12 protein-coding genes are annotated in these 15,557 nt (G+C 62.6%); 7 read left to right on the forward strand and 5 right to left on the reverse strand.

Annotation, left to right across the window (positions count from 1 at the left end; translation table 11 throughout):
* Positions 1-112 precede the first annotated feature (112 nt).
* Positions 113-595: a PaaI family thioesterase gene (locus Q0844_RS05710; protein ID WP_299042961.1), complete on the forward strand. Its 483-nt coding sequence runs from the start codon at positions 113-115 to the stop codon at positions 593-595.
* A 38-nt stretch (positions 596-633) separates the two neighbouring features.
* Here the strand turns inward: Q0844_RS05710 and Q0844_RS05715 are convergent, their stop codons facing one another.
* Together Q0844_RS05715 and Q0844_RS05720 are read right to left on the reverse strand one after the other, a co-directional pair.
* Positions 634-1,725, reverse strand: coding sequence for a DUF2235 domain-containing protein (locus Q0844_RS05715; protein WP_299042962.1), 1,092 nt, complete (start codon positions 1,723-1,725; stop codon positions 634-636).
* Positions 1,703-4,000 carry a xanthine dehydrogenase family protein molybdopterin-binding subunit gene (locus Q0844_RS05720; RefSeq protein ID WP_299042964.1) on the reverse strand — a complete coding sequence of 766 codons (2,298 nt, stop codon included), beginning with the start codon at positions 3,998-4,000 and terminating at the stop codon, positions 1,703-1,705. The genes Q0844_RS05715 and Q0844_RS05720 overlap by 23 nt, the downstream gene beginning before the upstream one ends.
* 155 nt (positions 4,001-4,155) lie before the next feature.
* On the opposite strand from Q0844_RS05720, the gene Q0844_RS05725 reads away from it, so the two are divergent.
* Positions 4,156-7,332, forward strand: coding sequence for a valine--tRNA ligase (locus Q0844_RS05725; RefSeq protein ID WP_299042966.1), 3,177 nt, complete (start codon positions 4,156-4,158; stop codon positions 7,330-7,332).
* 257 nt (positions 7,333-7,589) lie between these two features.
* Here the strand turns inward: Q0844_RS05725 and Q0844_RS05730 are convergent, their stop codons facing one another.
* Positions 7,590-8,384 carry a crotonase/enoyl-CoA hydratase family protein gene (locus Q0844_RS05730; RefSeq protein ID WP_299042968.1) on the reverse strand — a complete coding sequence of 265 codons (795 nt, stop codon included), beginning with the start codon at positions 8,382-8,384 and terminating at the stop codon, positions 7,590-7,592.
* A 103-nt stretch (positions 8,385-8,487) separates the two neighbouring features.
* Here Q0844_RS05730 and Q0844_RS05735 point away from each other — a divergent pair, with 103 nt between their 5' ends.
* The 3 genes from Q0844_RS05735 to Q0844_RS05745 all read left to right on the forward strand — a co-directional run bounded on the left by Q0844_RS05735 (position 8,488) and on the right by Q0844_RS05745 (position 10,746).
* Complete coding sequence (locus Q0844_RS05735) at positions 8,488-9,591, forward strand: pyridoxal phosphate-dependent aminotransferase (RefSeq protein ID WP_299042970.1); 1,104 nt, start codon at positions 8,488-8,490, stop codon at positions 9,589-9,591.
* A gap of 55 nt (positions 9,592-9,646) precedes the next feature.
* Positions 9,647-9,865: a hypothetical protein gene (locus tag Q0844_RS05740; RefSeq protein ID WP_299042971.1), complete on the forward strand. Its 219-nt coding sequence runs from the start codon at positions 9,647-9,649 to the stop codon at positions 9,863-9,865.
* 140 nt (positions 9,866-10,005) lie between these two features.
* Positions 10,006-10,746 carry a transporter substrate-binding domain-containing protein gene (locus Q0844_RS05745; RefSeq protein ID WP_299042973.1) on the forward strand — a complete coding sequence of 247 codons (741 nt, stop codon included), beginning with the start codon at positions 10,006-10,008 and terminating at the stop codon, positions 10,744-10,746.
* Positions 10,747-10,816: 70 nt separating this feature from the next.
* On the opposite strand, the gene Q0844_RS05750 is transcribed toward Q0844_RS05745, so the two are convergent.
* On the reverse strand, positions 10,817-12,025 hold the full coding sequence (locus Q0844_RS05750; RefSeq protein ID WP_299042975.1) for an aminotransferase class V-fold PLP-dependent enzyme: 1,209 nt from the start codon (positions 12,023-12,025) through the stop codon (positions 10,817-10,819).
* Between the two features lie 155 nt (positions 12,026-12,180).
* Between Q0844_RS05750 and Q0844_RS05755 the strand changes: the two genes are divergently transcribed.
* A complete protein-coding gene (locus Q0844_RS05755) occupies positions 12,181-14,049 on the forward strand; it encodes an ABC transporter ATP-binding protein (protein ID WP_299042977.1) in 1,869 nt (622 codons plus the stop codon).
* On the opposite strand, the gene Q0844_RS05760 is transcribed toward Q0844_RS05755, so the two are convergent.
* Positions 14,046-14,714 carry a TIGR04283 family arsenosugar biosynthesis glycosyltransferase gene (locus Q0844_RS05760; RefSeq protein WP_299042979.1) on the reverse strand — a complete coding sequence of 223 codons (669 nt, stop codon included), beginning with the start codon at positions 14,712-14,714 and terminating at the stop codon, positions 14,046-14,048. The genes Q0844_RS05755 and Q0844_RS05760 overlap by 4 nt on opposite strands.
* Before the next feature lie 67 nt (positions 14,715-14,781).
* Here Q0844_RS05760 and Q0844_RS05765 point away from each other — a divergent pair, with 67 nt between their 5' ends.
* Complete coding sequence (locus Q0844_RS05765) at positions 14,782-15,522, forward strand: folate-binding protein (protein WP_299042980.1); 741 nt, start codon at positions 14,782-14,784, stop codon at positions 15,520-15,522.
* Positions 15,523-15,557 lie beyond the last annotated feature (35 nt).

Consider the following 15,557-nt stretch of genomic DNA (forward strand, 5'->3'; position numbering starts at 1 on the left):
GATTGAAAAATCGCGGGGGGCCGCAGGGCAAACGTCGGCCCAGGCCTCCAATTGCCACTAGACCAATCGGTCTGATCGCACTACCGTCCCGGCAACATCCCCGGAGACAGACATGCCCCGCATCGCCAAAGACCTGACAGACCTGCCCGGCCAGGACACCCTGCTGTCCATGTCCGGTCTCGCCTTCATGCAGGGCATCCTCGACGGAACGGTTCCGGGCCCACCCATCGGACACACGCTGGGCTATGCGCTTCATGCGGTGCAAGACGGCAGCGTGACCTTTCGCGGCACCCCGGAATTCGACGTGACAAACCCGATGGGCACGGTGCATGGCGGTTGGTACGGCACGCTCCTGGACAGCGCGATGGCCTGCGCCGTAATGACCAAAGTGCCCGCCGGCTCGGTCTACACAACGCTGGAATACAAGATCAACATAACCCGTGGCATCCCGCTGGGGATGGAAATCGAATGCATCGGCCGCATCGATCATGCCGGGCGCAGCACGGGCGTCGCCAGCGGCGAGATCAGAGGCGTCGAGGATGGCAAGCTCTATGCCACGGGCTCGACAACCTGCATCATCATGAAAATACGCTGATTTCGGGACGGCGGGCGGGGCGACTTTGACCCGCAGGGTCAAAGAGCGTCGGCACCGGACCGGCGCAAGTTCGCAACGCGGTCCAGCAGGCCCGGCGTGGGCGGGGCCTGCGCCACGGACGGGTGAACACGCTCGGATGGATCACACCCCACGGTCCGCGGCTTGCGGGTGACCAACCATTTGCCAAGGCCCACAAACGTGCCCATCGAGGGGGCGGACACATCCTGCGGGTACCGGTCTGCCCAACCCTCGGGCAGCGGCAATCCGCATCGCTCGGCCTGTTCAAGCATCCAGACCAGCGGAATATTGGCCAGAGGGCGCGAGGCACGGCGCCCCGACAGATGCCCACCGATATCGCCATGCACACCGCGAAACCACATCTGCACCAGGTGACCGTCCCAGTCATCGGTCGTGTCCCACATCACGGGGGCATAGGCGACGCGGGTCTCGTTGCGGGCAATCGCGTGAAAGCCGTGCTTTACCGATTTGCCCAATTGATGGTTGTGAAAGGCGTGGCGCGGGGCGCTCAGGCGCCACAGAAACGGCATGTTCAGACCCAGGGACTTCACGGTGTCCCAGACGCCGATCATCTCGATCTCGACCTTCTGATGGCAATTGTTGCGCGCAAATATGCGGGCCGATGCGCCGTCAGGCGTGCACTCGTAATGGCGGTACACATCGCGAATGTTGCGTTCAGTGGCCGCGTCAGACTTCAACAGGCCCACCCGGTCGATGATGCCGGCAAGTGACCGCACCGCATAGGCCCCCCGCGAAAAGCCGAACAGATACACCTTGTCACCAGGACGGTAGCGGGACGCCAGATAGCCGTAGGCGCGGCGGATCTGCCGGTTGATGCCCCGGCCAAAGATCACATCCCCCGCCTTGCGCCAATGGGACCATTGCAGGCCCGGCTCGTAATACAGCGACACCTCGCCGCCCATCTCGCCCAGCAGCTTGGCGGTCAGGCCCGCATTGGTCTCCTCGCCGGGCTCCAGCGTGGACATGGTGCCGTCAATGATGATGACATGGATGGTCTGGCCCCGCGCAGGCGGGTCAACCTGAGGCAAACCGTCCCCGAACCGGCCCTTCAGCCAGCCCGAGATGGTTTTATTCAGCCGCGACCTTAACATCCTTCATCAATTCCCAAACCTTGATCGGTGTGAATGGCATATCCGCCTGCCGCACGCCGTGCTCCCACAGCGCGTCCTGCACCGCATTGGACACCGCGGCCAATGCTCCGACCGTGCCAGCCTCGCCGCACCCTTTCATGCCCATGACATTCGCGGTTGACGGAACCGGCTCTGACGTAAACCCGATGTAGGGAACGTCATCCGCCCGGGGCAAGGCATAATCCATGAACGATGCCGTGAGAAGTTGGCCGTCCTCGTCGAACTGAACATGCTCTGTCAGGGCCTGACCGATGCCTTGGACGACCCCGCCATGCACCTGCCCCTCGGCCAGCATCGGATTGATAAGATTGCCGAAATCATCCACCACCGCATAGCGGTCAACGGTCACGACGCCCGTGTCGGGATCGACCACAACCTCTGTAACATGACATCCGTTGGGAAAGCTGCGCGCCTCCAGTGTTGTACGCTGTTCATGCACCAGAAGGTCCTCGCGCCCCTTCTCGCGGGCGAGGTCCGCAACCTCCAGCATGGTGGGGGTCATGTTGGACCCTTCGATACGGAAGCGTTCGTCATCAAAGGAAATCTCGGACGCAGGCACGCCTTCTTCCTCGGACAGGAAGGCGACAAACGCCGCGCGCATTGCATCCACCGTCGCAAGGGTTGCCGTGTTCTGCACCGTGACAGACCGCGACCCGCCGGTGCCGCCCCCCTGCTTGATCCGGTCACTGTCGCCCTGCACCACATCGATCATCGCAACCGGAATCCCGGTCTGGTCCGACAGGAACTGGGCATAGACTGTCTCGTGCCCCTGCCCGTTCGATTGGGTGCCGACATAGATGTTCACACGGCCCTCATCCGTAAACTCGACCTTCGCGCTTTCCGAAGGATCGCCCAGAATGCTTTCGATATAGTAACACAGGCCCATCCCCCGCAGGCGCCCCTCCGCCGCATCAGCGGCCTTGCGCGCAGCATAGCCGGGGATATCCGCTTCAACCTCGGCGCGGCGCAGCACCTTGTCAAAATCGCCCACGTCATAGGTCTCGTCTACCAAAGTCTTGTAGGGAAACTGATCAGGCTTGATGAAGTTGATGCGGCGCAGCTCCAGCGGGTCCACGCCCAACTCGCGCGCGGCGCGGTCCATGGCACGTTCAAGGATATAAATCGCCTCGGGCCGCCCCGCCCCGCGATAGGCGTCCACCTGTGTCGTGTTGGTAAAATACCCCACTGACCGCAGATGCGCGGCAGGCATGTCATAGACGCCGGTCAGCACGCGGCTGAACAATTGCGTCTGGATGAACTGCGCATATTGCGAATTGTAAGCGCCCATGTTCGCTTCGGTAAATACACGGTAGCCGATGATCCGGTGGGTCTCGTCAAAGGCCAGTTCGGTCAGCGATGTCAGGTCACGGCCTGCGTTGTCCGACAGCATGGCTTCGGTCCGCTCGGACATCCAGCGCACCGGGCGCTTGAGGTCACGCGCGGCATGGGCCACCACGAAATACTCGGGATACATGAACGCCTTCATGCCGAACCCGCCGCCCGTGTCGGGATTTGTCACCCGCACATCGTCCTCGGACATGTTCAGCGCCGTGGCAAGCGCGCCTTTCGGCCCCCAGACACCTTGCCCGTTGATGGCCACGTGAATCCGGTCGCCTTCGGGCTCGGCATAACAGCCGCGCGGCTCCATCGAACTCACGATGACGCGATTGTCACCGACATCCAGCGATACGACGCGCGCCGCCTTGTCAAAGGCGGCGTTCGTGGCCGCCTCGTCACCCAGGGCCCAGTCATAGGCGACATTGTCCGGTGCCTCCGCATGCACCGGCGCACCGCCCGCGGCCATGTCCATCTTGGCGGGCAGGTCGTCATAGTCCAGCAGGATCATCTCGGCCGCATCGCGCGCCTGCGCCAGCGTGTCGGCCACGACAACGGCCACCGGCTCACCGACAAAGCGCAGGCGGTCACGGGCCAGTATGGGCCGTTCCGGGCTGGCCCCATCGCTGCCATCGCTGTTTTTGATGATGGCCGCAGGCATCCCCACCTTCATCCCCGCCGCTTCCAGATCGGCCAGCGTATAGATCGCGTGCACGCCGTCGGCCTCACGCGCGTCGCTGACGTCCAGCTGTGTGATCGTGCCATGTGCGACCGGCGATCGGAAAACAAACGACTGCAAGGCGTTGGCGGGGGCCAGGTCGTCCACATACCGGCCCTCACCCGTCAAAAAGCGCAAATCTTCGCGACGTTTCACGGGTTGGGATTTGCCGAACTTGTCCATGGGGAAACTCCTCTGTGCCGCCCGTTTTCGTGCAGGGCAGTGTCATGTGCGAACCTATCGCGTGCAGGGCCCATGTCCAGAGACGAAAGCGACCCCATTGCCCCCACCGCGGCCCTTCGCTATCTCACGCCGCATCAGACGAAGGACAAAGCGCCATGGCACTGGGAAAATTCAACGCAAAAGAGGCCGAGGCCCGCATCTATGCCGACTGGGACGCGGCGGGCTGTTTCGCGGCAGGCGCAAACGCGTCACGCGATGACACCTATTGCGTGATGATCCCACCCCCCAATGTCACGGGCGTCCTGCACATGGGCCACGCCTTCAACAACACGTTGCAGGACATCCTGACGCGCTGGCACCGCATGCGCGGCTTCGACACGCTTTGGCAGCCGGGCACCGACCACGCGGGCATCGCCACGCAAATGGTGGTCGAACGGCGTCTGGCCGAAACCCAGCAACCCACCCGCACCAAACTGGGGCGCGAGGCGTTCACCCGGAAAATCTGGGACTGGAAGGCCGAGAGCGGCGGCACCATCCGCGACCAGCTCAAGCGCCTCGGCGCCTCCTGCGATTGGTCGCGCGAGGCGTTCACCATGTCCGGCGCCCCCGGCGCACCTGCGGGCGAAGAGGGCAACTTCCACGACGCCGTGATCAAGGTGTTTGTCGAGATGTACAATCAGGGCCTGATCTATCGCGGCAAGCGACTGGTCAACTGGGACCCGCATTTCGAGACGGCGATTTCCGACCTCGAAGTCGAAAACATCGAAGTGCCCGGCCACATGTGGCACTTCAAATACCCGCTCGCAGGGGGCGAAACCTACACCTATGTCGAAAAGGACGAAGACGGAAACGTCATCCTGACCGAGGAACGCGACTACATCTCCATCGCCACCACCCGGCCTGAGACCATGCTGGGCGACGGCGCCGTCGCCGTTCACCCATCGGACGAACGCTATGCGCCAATTGTCGGAAAACTCTGCGAAATCCCCGTCGGACCAAAGGAACACCGCCGCCTGATCCCGATCATCACGGACGAGTACCCCGACCCAGACTTCGGCTCGGGCGCGGTCAAGATCACCGGGGCACACGACTTCAACGACTATCAGGTCGCCAAACGCGGCGGCATCCCGATGTACAACCTGATGGACACAAAGGCGAACATGCGGTCCGACGGGCGACCTTATGCCGAGGAAGCCGCCACTGCCCAGGCCATCGCGAACGGCGAACAGAGCTTCGACGAGGCCATGATCGCCGCCATGAACCTTGTTCCCGACGCCTACCGCGGCCTCACCCGCGAAGAGGCCCGCGCGCAAGTGGTCGCCGACATCACCGCCGAAGGCAACGCGGTCATGGTGGCACCTCCCCCCCCCGCATCTGACGCGCAAACACCCGACGACAGCGCCACCCCCCCCTCCCAAAGGAGGGGGGCCGGGGGGGAGGCCGACCTCATCCCATACGTCGAAAACAAACCCATCATGCAGCCCTTCGGCGACCGCTCCAAGGTCGTGATCGAGCCCCTGCTCACCGACCAATGGTTCGTGGACACCGACAAAATCGTCGGCCCCGCGCTGGAGGCTGTGAAGAATGGCGACGTCAAAATCCTGCCCGAAAGCGGCGAAAAGGTCTATTTCCACTGGCTCGAAAACATCGAGCCCTGGTGCATTTCGCGCCAACTCTGGTGGGGGCACCAGATCCCGGTTTGGTACGCTATGGACCCAGAAGCTGGGCAAGACCTAAAGTTTACCACATTCTGTGCATCAGACTTTGAAATCGCAAAAAAGGATGCCTTCTTACATTACAGCAGTAAGTTCCCAGACGCTAACGTCTCCATTGAAGAGATGTTTGACGACGTTACCGATGCATGGCCTGAGTCCGAAGAAGACTACGCTGAATACAATGAGTTTGCCGAACAACACGGTTTAACCAAACGATACAAAACGCAAAAGTTGACGGGGAGCAGAGCCAGCAGGTGGCGGGTTACAAATGACAAGATAACCGGCCAACAAACGCTGACTTTTTGGCTTAGACGCGACCCCGACGTCCTCGACACCTGGTTCTCCTCCGGCCTCTGGCCCATCGGCACCCTCGGCTGGCCCGAGAACACCGAGGAACTGCAAAAATACTTCCCCACCTCCGACCTCATCACTGGCCAGGACATCCTGTTCTTCTGGGTCGCCCGCATGATGATGATGCAACTGGCGGTGACAGACAAAATCCCCTTCGACACCGTCTACCTCCACGGGCTCGTGCGCGACGCCAAGGGCAAGAAGATGTCGAAATCCACCGGCAACGTCATCGACCCGCTCGACCTGATCGACGAATACGGCGCCGACGCGCTCCGCTTCGCCTCCGCCGCGATGGCCTCGCTTGGCGGCACGCTCAAACTCGACACCCAGCGCATCGCAGGCTACCGCAACTTCGGCACCAAGCTCTGGAATGCTGCCAGCTACGGCGAGATGCGCGGCACCTTTGACGTGCCGCACACCGCCGACATCCCCGACACCAACCACCCGCTCAACGCCTGGATCAAAGGTGAAGTCGCCAAGACCCGCGAAACCGTCGACCAAGCGCTGAACGACTACCGCTTCAACGACGCGGCATCGGCCCTCTACGCCTTCACCTGGAATACGTTCTGCGACTGGTATCTCGAATTCACCAAACCCATCTTCGACGAAGGCACGCCCGAAGAGATCGCAGAAACCAAAGCCACCTACGCCTGGGCACTCGACCAATGCCTGATCCTGCTGCACCCGATCATGCCCTTCATCACCGAAGAACTGTGGGGCCAAAAACAGCGCCCCAAACGCCTGATCCACGCCGACTGGCCCACCTACACAACCGATCTGGTGGACGCAGAGGCCGACGCGGAACTCAATTGGGTGATCAAGCTGATCGAAGCCATCCGCTCCGCCCGCGCCCAGATGCACGTCCCCGCAGGCGCCTACGTCCCCTGCGTCGTCAAAGGGTTCGAACCTGCGGCACGCGCGGCCTACGACCGCAACAAGGCGCTCATCCACCGCTTCGCCCGACTGGAATCGCTCACGGAGGTCAACGACTTCCCCAAAGGCACCGTCGCACTTGCCATCTCCGGCGGCACGTTCGGCCTGCCGCTTGCAGACGTGATCGACGTCACCGAAGAAATCGCCCGTCTCGAAAAAACCTTGGGCAAACTCGCCAAGGAACTCGGCGGCCTGCGCGGACGGCTCAAGAACCCCAAATTCGCACAAAGCGCCCCGCCAGAAGTTGTCGAAGAAACCAAAGCCAACCTGGCTTTGCGCGAAGACGAAGAAAGCAAACTCCAGGAAGCGCTCACCCGGCTCAAAGAACTCTGATCCTCGTCATCTTGCCAGATAAACTCCGGGGAGTTTGAGGGGCTGAGCCCCTCATTCAGAAAGAGATCGCGCCGCGCGTCAGCGCGTCCTGTTGATCAACATATCGTAAATGCACCGTCCGCTCCGTTAACGCGGGCAACGAGGTGCATCCCCGGTGTACGGACTGTGCACAGGTTGTGCACACATGGTGCACAGCCCTTTTCATGCGGCAAAAACGGTTAACCTATTTGAATATATGGTAAATCACACGCCGCGACTCAGTCCGTGAACACAGGGGCCCGCTTCTGGATTTGCGCCGCCACAACCTCCATCTGCTCCGGTGTGCCCATCAACTCCGCCTGCACCCGGCTCTCTTCCAGCAACACCTCATCCGGCCCATGCGTCTCGGCATATCCAATCAACGCCTTCGCGGCCCGCAACGCCGCCGGTGACTTCAGGCTCAATGCCTCGGCCAACGTCATTGCAGCCGCCAGCGGGTCCTCGGCCAACTCCGTGACCACCCCCCAGGCCTCTGCTTTCCCGGCAGAAATCGGCTCGGCCGTATAGGTCAGCTTGCGCAACACGTCCCCGCGCACCAGCCGCGGCAAAAGCACCATGCCGCCCATGTCCGGCACGATCCCCCACTTCATTTCCATCACCGCCAGGCGCGCATCAGGCGCCGCGATGCGTATATCCGCGCCCAATGCCAGCTGCAGACCCGCGCCGTAACAGACCCCATGCACCGCTGCGATCACCGGCATCGGCACCCGGGTCCAGACCATGGCCACCTCCTGCCACTGGTTCGTGGTGCCGTCCCCATGGGTGCGGGGCATCAGCAAGTCATTGGGATCCTTGCCAATCATGGCCCCCAAGCCCCCCACATCGATGCCCGCACAAAACCCCTTGCCCTCGCCCGAGATCACGCAAACCCGCGCTTTCGAGGACGCCACCTCGCGCCCCGCCGCAATGATCGCGTCGATCATCGCCTGATCCACGGCATTCATCTTGTCCGCACGGGTCAGGCGCACATGGGCAATGTGGTTTTCGTAGGTGATGGACACGCGATCAGACATGGGGGGCCTCCTCTTTGCGCCCACCCAACCCCAAAGCGGCCCGGCGCACCAGCAAAACGTAAGGGCATTGCCCATGGGCAACGCCCGCGCTACGCCTGCCTGCATGACCGATCTTCGCCTGACCCCGCTTGCCGCCAGCCTGCCCTCCACCGTGCCCTTTGTCGGCCCCGAAGCGCAGGAACGCGCGCGCCAAGCCACCTTCGATGCCCGGCTGGGCGCAAACGAAAGCGTCTTCGGCCCCTCGCCCCGCGTGGCCGAGGCCATGGCAAGATCCAGCATCTGGAAATACGGAGACCCGGAAAATCACGACCTGCGTCACGCACTTGCCGCCCATCATGACATCGACGCCGCGCATATCATGGTGGGCGAAGGCATCGATGGCCTGTTGGGCTATCTCGTGCGTTTGTTTGTCGGACCAGGCGACCATGTGGTGACATCGCTGGGTGCCTACCCGACCTTCAACTACCACGTGGCCGGGTATGGCGGCACGGTACACACCGTGCCCTACGCCGACGATCACGAAGATCCCGAGACCCTGTTTGCCAGGGCGGCAGAAACGAATGCCAAGCTGGTTTACCTCGCCAATCCGGACAACCCGATGGGCACCTGGCATGACGGCTCCGCCCTCACACAGGCCCTCAGGACCCTACCGTCAGGCAGCGTACTCGTGCTGGACGAAGCCTATATCGATTGTGCGCCGGCAGGCACGGCCCCGGCACTTGATCCACATGACCCGCGCGTCATTCGCATGCGCACATTTTCCAAGGCCTACGGCCTCGCCGGTGCCCGTGTCGGCTATGCGATCGGCCATCCGGCGCTGATCGATGCGTTCAACAAGGTGCGCAACCACTTTGGGATGAACCGGGCCGCGCAGGCGGGGGCGCTTGCCGCGTTGCAGGACCAAGACCACCTTGCGCACGTGCTGGCGCAGATTGATGACGCACGTGCGCGGATCACGCGGATTGCAGCGGACAATGGGCTGACGGCGATCCCGTCGGCCACGAATTTCGTCGCCATCGACTGCGGCAGGGACGGCGCATTTGCCAAATCCGTGTTGGATGGACTGATCGCGCGCGGCATTTTTGTGCGCATGCCCTTTGCCGCACCCCAAAATCGCTGCATCCGCATCAGCTGTGGCACACCCCGGAACCTCGATGCCCTTGCACGCGCCCTTCCGCGTGCACTGAAGGCGGCCAGAGGGGGCTGACAGGTCAGATTGTCGCACTATAGTTGGTGTCACCTGGCACAAACCCGAGGCAACAATGAACGATCACAGCATTGGACCCGCGCCCAACTACACCCGCGCCTGCATCGTGATGTTTGGCGTGAACATCACATGGGTTCTGGTGGCCATCTGGGCCATCTGGGGCCTCATAGCCGCGATGCTGCTGGGCTTGGGCGTGAACCACCTGATTGAACGCGGCAAAGTATGGGCCGCGCAACGACAGGCCGCGTCCATCCGGCGTGGCAAACAGGTTTGATGCGCCAATCCTCCAAACACGTGCGTTAACACTCGCGAAACTCTTGGGGGCTAAGCGGATAGAATGGTTTGGCATCGTTCGGACATCATACGATACGTGACAGCAAGCGACGCGGCGTGTTCCCCGGGAAGGTCGAAAAGTTGAAACTGCACCATGTCCTGATGATGTTGATCACGGCGGTGGTGCTGGCACCGGTCCACGCCCTGGCAGACACGCGCCCTGTCGACAAGGTTGTCGCGGCGCACTATCCGCCGCTGATGGTGGACGGCGATCCTGACAAACCCGGATACGCGGTCGAGGTGCTGCGCGAGGCGGCCAATCGCGCCGGTCGCGACATCGACCTGCAATTCCTGCCATTTGAACGTGCCATTCATGCCATTCTGTCAGAGGCTGATACGCTGATGCCCGCCCTGTTCAAGGGCAAGAAGCGGGACAAGGATATCCTTTGGCTGGCAGAGGTTGATCGCACCGCGCTCCGATTTGCGAGCGTTTCTGACCCGGTCAACACCCTGGATCAGGCGCGCACCCTGCCCTTGATCGTGGTTGAACGCGGCACGACGTCCGAATTCTTTCTGAGTGAGCTTGGCTTTACCAACGTACAGGAACCCCGGTCACCGCAGGCCAGTGCCAGCATGCTGGCGTCCAAGCGGGCGCATGCGTGGCTGCTGACGGAAGAGTTGATGCGCCGGACATGGCGCATGATGGGGCGCGAAACGGACTTGATTGTCGGGGACATGATCCACGAAATCCCGGTGTTCATGGTGGCAAGCCTGCGCCTGCCCGATGACACGCGCCTGGCATATCAGACGGCCATTGCGGACATGCGTGCGGACGGGACGTTGGACCGCATCTCGGAACACTATCGCGGCGACCTGCAATAGGCGCGCAGACCCGGTCAGCCACCCGCATCGTCAACTGGCAGGCCGAACGCCCCCCATCTCTCGCGGCGGTCTACCCTTTGGCGATCTGGCCTGCCGCCGCGCTCAGCGCCCCTGTCCCGTGGGGCACGCCCAGCGCTTTGAGGCCTGTTTCGATCCCGCCAAGCATCCCCATGATCATGTGACCGTTCACGTGCCCCATATGCCCAAGCCGGAAGAACCCGTGCCAGGCAGGGTCGCCCGGTGGGGCCATGCCCAGGCCGATCCCTAGCGTCAGGCCCAGATTCTGCTCTGTCCAATCACGCAGCGCGGTTGCGTGCGGTGCCTCCAGTCGCAGCGCCGTCACAGCCGTGCTGCGGTGCGCCGCGTCAGCCACATTCAATTCCAGTGGCCCCTCTGCGCCCCATGCGTCGCACGCCGCCCAAATGGCGCGCGCCAATTGTGCGTGGCGGGCCCAGACCGCCTCCATCCCTTCGGCGTGGATCATATCCAGCGCGGTTCGCAGACCGAACAGGTGATGCGTGGGGGCCGTGCCATTCCAATACATGAAAAACTCGTCCGGATTGGCGCGTGGGGACCAGTCCCAATACCGGCTGACCCGCTGCAGCGCGCGCCGTGCCGCATCCGCCTTGGCGTTGAAGAACACAAACGCCATGCCCGGTGGCACCATCAGCCCCTTTTGACACCCGGCAACCATCACATCGACGCCCCAGCCATCCATATCGAAATGGTCGCAGCCCAGCGACGCAATGCAGTCTGCCATCAACAAAGCCGGATGACCGACATCGTCCAGCAGCCCCCGCAACGCGGCAACATCGTTCCGGATGGATGTCGACGTGTCCACATGCACCGCCAGGACCGCTTTGATGCGATGCGACTTGTCGGCACGCAACGCCTCTGCAATCCGGTCCATGTCCCAAGGCGCGCGCTTGCCGAAATCAAGGATGTGCGGCTCGGCCCCCAAACCTTCGGCCATGTCCGCCCAGCCGTGCCCGAAGCGGCCGCTGGCCGGCACCAGAACCGCGTCCCCCGGAGCGATGGTGTTTGCAAGGGCCGCTTCCCATGCGGCATGCCCGTTGCCGATATACATTGCGACATGCCCAGCCGTGCGCGCAACGGACTTGAGGTCCGGCACCAGGCTGGCCGCGATCTCGACAATCTCGCCTGCATAGATGTTCGGGGCGGCGCGGTGCATGGCCTGCAACACGGCGTCCGGCATCACCGATGGGCCCGGAATCGCCAGATACGCGCGCCCGGAAGACCTTGTATTCCTTGATGACATGCCCGTGCTCCGCCTCATGTGGTATGCGCGCACCCTAGCGCGCGCCAGCGCGGCGTCAATCACGCCGCAGCGCTTGCCCCTGCCTGCGCACCACGCTAAGCCTGACCTCCAATGTCCCTTACCTGAGAGCGGCGGTTCGCCGACCGACACCACGCGTGACCGAGACAGTGCCCCCCCATCAACCGACCGAGGATTCGCGCGAGCTCTTGCGCTGGATCTGGCACGGCTACCTCAAGAAACACACCGGTTTGATGAGCATCGCGGTGCTGTTCATGCTGATCGAAGGATCCATGCTGGGCGCGCTCAGCTACATGATGCAGCCCATGTTCGACAATGTGTTCGTCGAAGGGGACGGCGGCATGTTGATCTGGGTCGGTTTCCTGGTGATCGCGATTTTTATCGTCCGGGCCAGCGCATCCGTTGTCCAGAAACTGATCCTGACGCGGGTCGCGCTTGTAACATCGGCAGCTTTGCGCATGGACCTGCTGGACCGTATCATGCTTCAGGACGGTGCATTTCACCAATCACATCCCCCGGGCTTTCTGATCCAGCGCGTGCAGGGCGATGTGGGGGCCGTGGGGGACGTCTGGCGCGCCATCATCACGGGTGCGGGCCGCGACTTTCTGGGTCTGATCGTTCTGTTGGGCGTCGCGATCAGTGTCGATCCGATCTGGGCCATGTTGGCACTGATCGGTATCCCGGTTCTGGTCCTTCCCGCCGCGATGGCACAACGCTATGTGCGCAAGCAGGCGCGTAAGTCGCGTGATCTGGGTGCAGGTCTGTCCACGCGCCTGGATGAGGTGTTTCATGGCATCGTGCAGGTCAAGCTGAACGCGCTCGAGGCCTATCAGGCGCGCCAATATCGCGGCCTGACGGAACGCTTTATCCATACCGAAACAAAAACCGCCTTTGGTGGTGCGGCGATCCCCGCGATGATCGACATCATCTCGGGCGTCGGCTTCATGGCTGTCATTCTGTATGGCGGGTCCGAGATCATCTCGGGCGAAAAGACCATCGGTCAGTTCATGACCTTCTTTACCGCGATGGGGTTCGCATTTGATCCGATGCGGCGTCTTGGGGCCATTTCCGGGCTGTGGCAAGCCGCAGCTGCGTCTATCGAACGGGTCAAGGAGCTGATGGACACACCGCTTGCCCTGACCTCTCCGCCCAATGCCAAACCGGCGCCGGGTGGCGTACCCGAGGTGCGGCTGGACAATGTCGAACTGGCCTATAGCGACACGCCGGTGCTGCGCGGCGTGTCGCTGACCGCGCGCCCCGGTCAGACCACGGCGCTGGTCGGTGCGTCGGGGGCGGGCAAATCCACGATTTTCAATGTGCTCACCCGTCTGATCGATCCGCAAAACGGCACGGTCTATGTGGGCGATACCGCGACCACGACCATGGATTTGGCCGGCCTTCGCAGCCTTTATTCCGTGGTGACGCAAGAGGCGCTGTTGTTCGACGAAAGCCTGCGGGAAAACATTCTGCTGGGCCGCACCGATGTCAGCGATGAACGGTTGAAGGAAGTGATGGACGCCGCCCACGTGACGGATTTCGTGGAAAAGCTGCCAAATGGCCTCGACGCACATGTCGGCCCGCGTGGGTCGGCCCTGTCCGGCGGGCAGCGGCAGCGTGTCGTCATTGCCCGCGCCCTGTTGCGCGACACACCCATCCTGCTGCTGGACGAAGCAACCTCGGCCCTTGATGCGCAATCCGAAAAGGTGGTGCAGGACGCGCTGGATCGTCTGTCTGCCGGTCGCACGACGCTGGTCATCGCGCACCGTCTGTCCACAATTCGCGGCGCGGATCAGATCGTTGTGATGGACCGGGGCGAGGTGGTGGATACCGGCACCCATGAGGAGTTGTTGGAGCGGGGCGGTATCTATGCCGACCTTTACCGACTGCAGTTCAAGGACGGCAAGACGGTGATTGATGCCCCGCTGTCGGATGTGCTGCGCAACCGGGAGGACGTCAATGAATCCCGCAGTCTCTTTACGCGTCTTCGGTCACGCCTGTTCGGTTAGCGGCGATATTCAGCGGCAAGCCGTTCGGGGCTGACACCTGCGAAATAGCGCAACAGGGTCCACAGATTGCGGGTGCCGCGGGTCATCCAACCTTGGGCGCGATACTTGTCGGCGCGCGTCACCGCCACGCCGTCCAGTCGGGTCAACCGCCCCCGCAGGGCACGGGCAATGGATACGTCTTCCATAAGCGGAATGTCGGGGTAGCCCCCAACCTGCGCATAGAGGTTGCGGCGCACCAACAACCCCTGATCGCCATAGGGCAGTCCGAACCAGCGTGACCGCAGGTTGGCCCATCCCGCCACACAGCGTCCGCCCCGGTCAAAGGCCAGCCTGAAATAGCCCGCATTGGCCTGCCCCAGATGTGCGATCACGGCATCCGTCCACCCCGGTGACAACACCGTGTCGGCATGAAGCACGAGGTACCATTCGCCCCGCGCCGCATCGCAGCCGCGCCGCAGCTGTCCGCCGCGCGATGCAGCACCCGTGACGATGTTGGCCCCCCAAGCATCCGCCAGCCTGAGCGTGTCATCAGTCGATCCGCCATCGGACACGACAACCTCGGCCAGCAATCCGGCATCGACGCCTTCCATCAACGCCTCGAGGCAGGCCTGCAGAACGCCCGCGGCGTTCAGCGTTGGAATGATGACAGAGATCGGTGCAGGCACGTGCGCCCCTCTTTCGGATGGATGGTGCGCTGCTATATGACAAGGGACGCATCGAAAAGGAACTCTCATGTCCGATCGCCATGTCTTTCGTCTGTCCGGTCCAGACGCCCGCAGCTTCCTGCAAGGTCTGGTGACCAATGATGTCGACAAGATTGACGGGGGCCTGGTCTACGCCGCCTTGTTGACGCCGCAGGGCAAGTTCATGGCCGATTTTTTCCTCAGCAAGGACGGCGACGCGGTGCTGCTGGATGCACATGAGGCCCAGGCGGACATGTTGCGGCAGCGTCTGAGCATGTACAAGCTGCGCGCTGATGTTGTGATCGAGGACGCTGGCCTGCAGGTGCACCGCGGGTTGGGCGACGTGCCTGCTGGCGGGTACGCAGACCCCCGGCACCCCGACATGGGGTGGCGCGCCTACCGCACGGACCCGCAACCGGACACCGGCACGGATTGGACGGCCCTGCGGGTGGCGCACCTGATCCCGGAAACGGGGATCGAATTGACACCCGACACCTTCATCCTCGAAGCCGGGTTCGAAGCGTTGCACGGCGTCGATTTCCGCAAAGGCTGTTATGTGGGACAGGAAGTCACCGCGCGGATGAAGCACAAAACGACTCTGCGCAAGGGTCTTGCCCCGGTGACTGTGGCGGGTGACGCCGACAGCGGCACCGAAATTGAGGCAAACGGAAAACCTGCGGGCACGCTTTTGTCACGCGCGGGCGATCGGGCCATCGCCTATCTGCGGTTTGATCGGGCGACGGGCGACATGAAGGCGGGCGACGCGACGGTGTCGCGGATCGAGGTCTAGTCACCGGCCAGACGGCCGGTGACCTGCGCGCGTGG

Origin of the sequence: uncultured Tateyamaria sp. (assembly GCF_947503465.1) — a bacterium.
Taxonomy (GTDB): Bacteria; Pseudomonadota; Alphaproteobacteria; order Rhodobacterales; family Rhodobacteraceae; genus Tateyamaria.

Excerpts from the sequence above, each read along its gene's own strand:
- Q0844_RS05740 (WP_299042971.1), top strand. The coding sequence starts at position 9,647 with ATGAACGATCACAGCATTGGACCCGCGCCCAACTACACCCGCGCCTGC.
- Q0844_RS05725 (WP_299042966.1), top strand. The coding sequence starts at position 4,156 with ATGGCACTGGGAAAATTCAACGCAAAAGAGGCCGAGGCCCGCATCTAT.
- Q0844_RS05710 (WP_299042961.1), top strand. The coding sequence starts at position 113 with ATGCCCCGCATCGCCAAAGACCTGACAGACCTGCCCGGCCAGGACACC.
- Q0844_RS05715 (WP_299042962.1), bottom strand. The coding sequence starts at position 1,725 with ATGTTAAGGTCGCGGCTGAATAAAACCATCTCGGGCTGGCTGAAGGGC.
- Q0844_RS05750 (WP_299042975.1), bottom strand. The coding sequence starts at position 12,025 with ATGTCATCAAGGAATACAAGGTCTTCCGGGCGCGCGTATCTGGCGATT.
- Q0844_RS05765 (WP_299042980.1), top strand. The coding sequence starts at position 14,782 with ATGTCCGATCGCCATGTCTTTCGTCTGTCCGGTCCAGACGCCCGCAGC.
- Q0844_RS05720 (WP_299042964.1), bottom strand. The coding sequence starts at position 4,000 with ATGGACAAGTTCGGCAAATCCCAACCCGTGAAACGTCGCGAAGATTTG.
- Q0844_RS05730 (WP_299042968.1), bottom strand. The coding sequence starts at position 8,384 with ATGTCTGATCGCGTGTCCATCACCTACGAAAACCACATTGCCCATGTG.
- Q0844_RS05735 (WP_299042970.1), top strand. The coding sequence starts at position 8,488 with ATGACCGATCTTCGCCTGACCCCGCTTGCCGCCAGCCTGCCCTCCACC.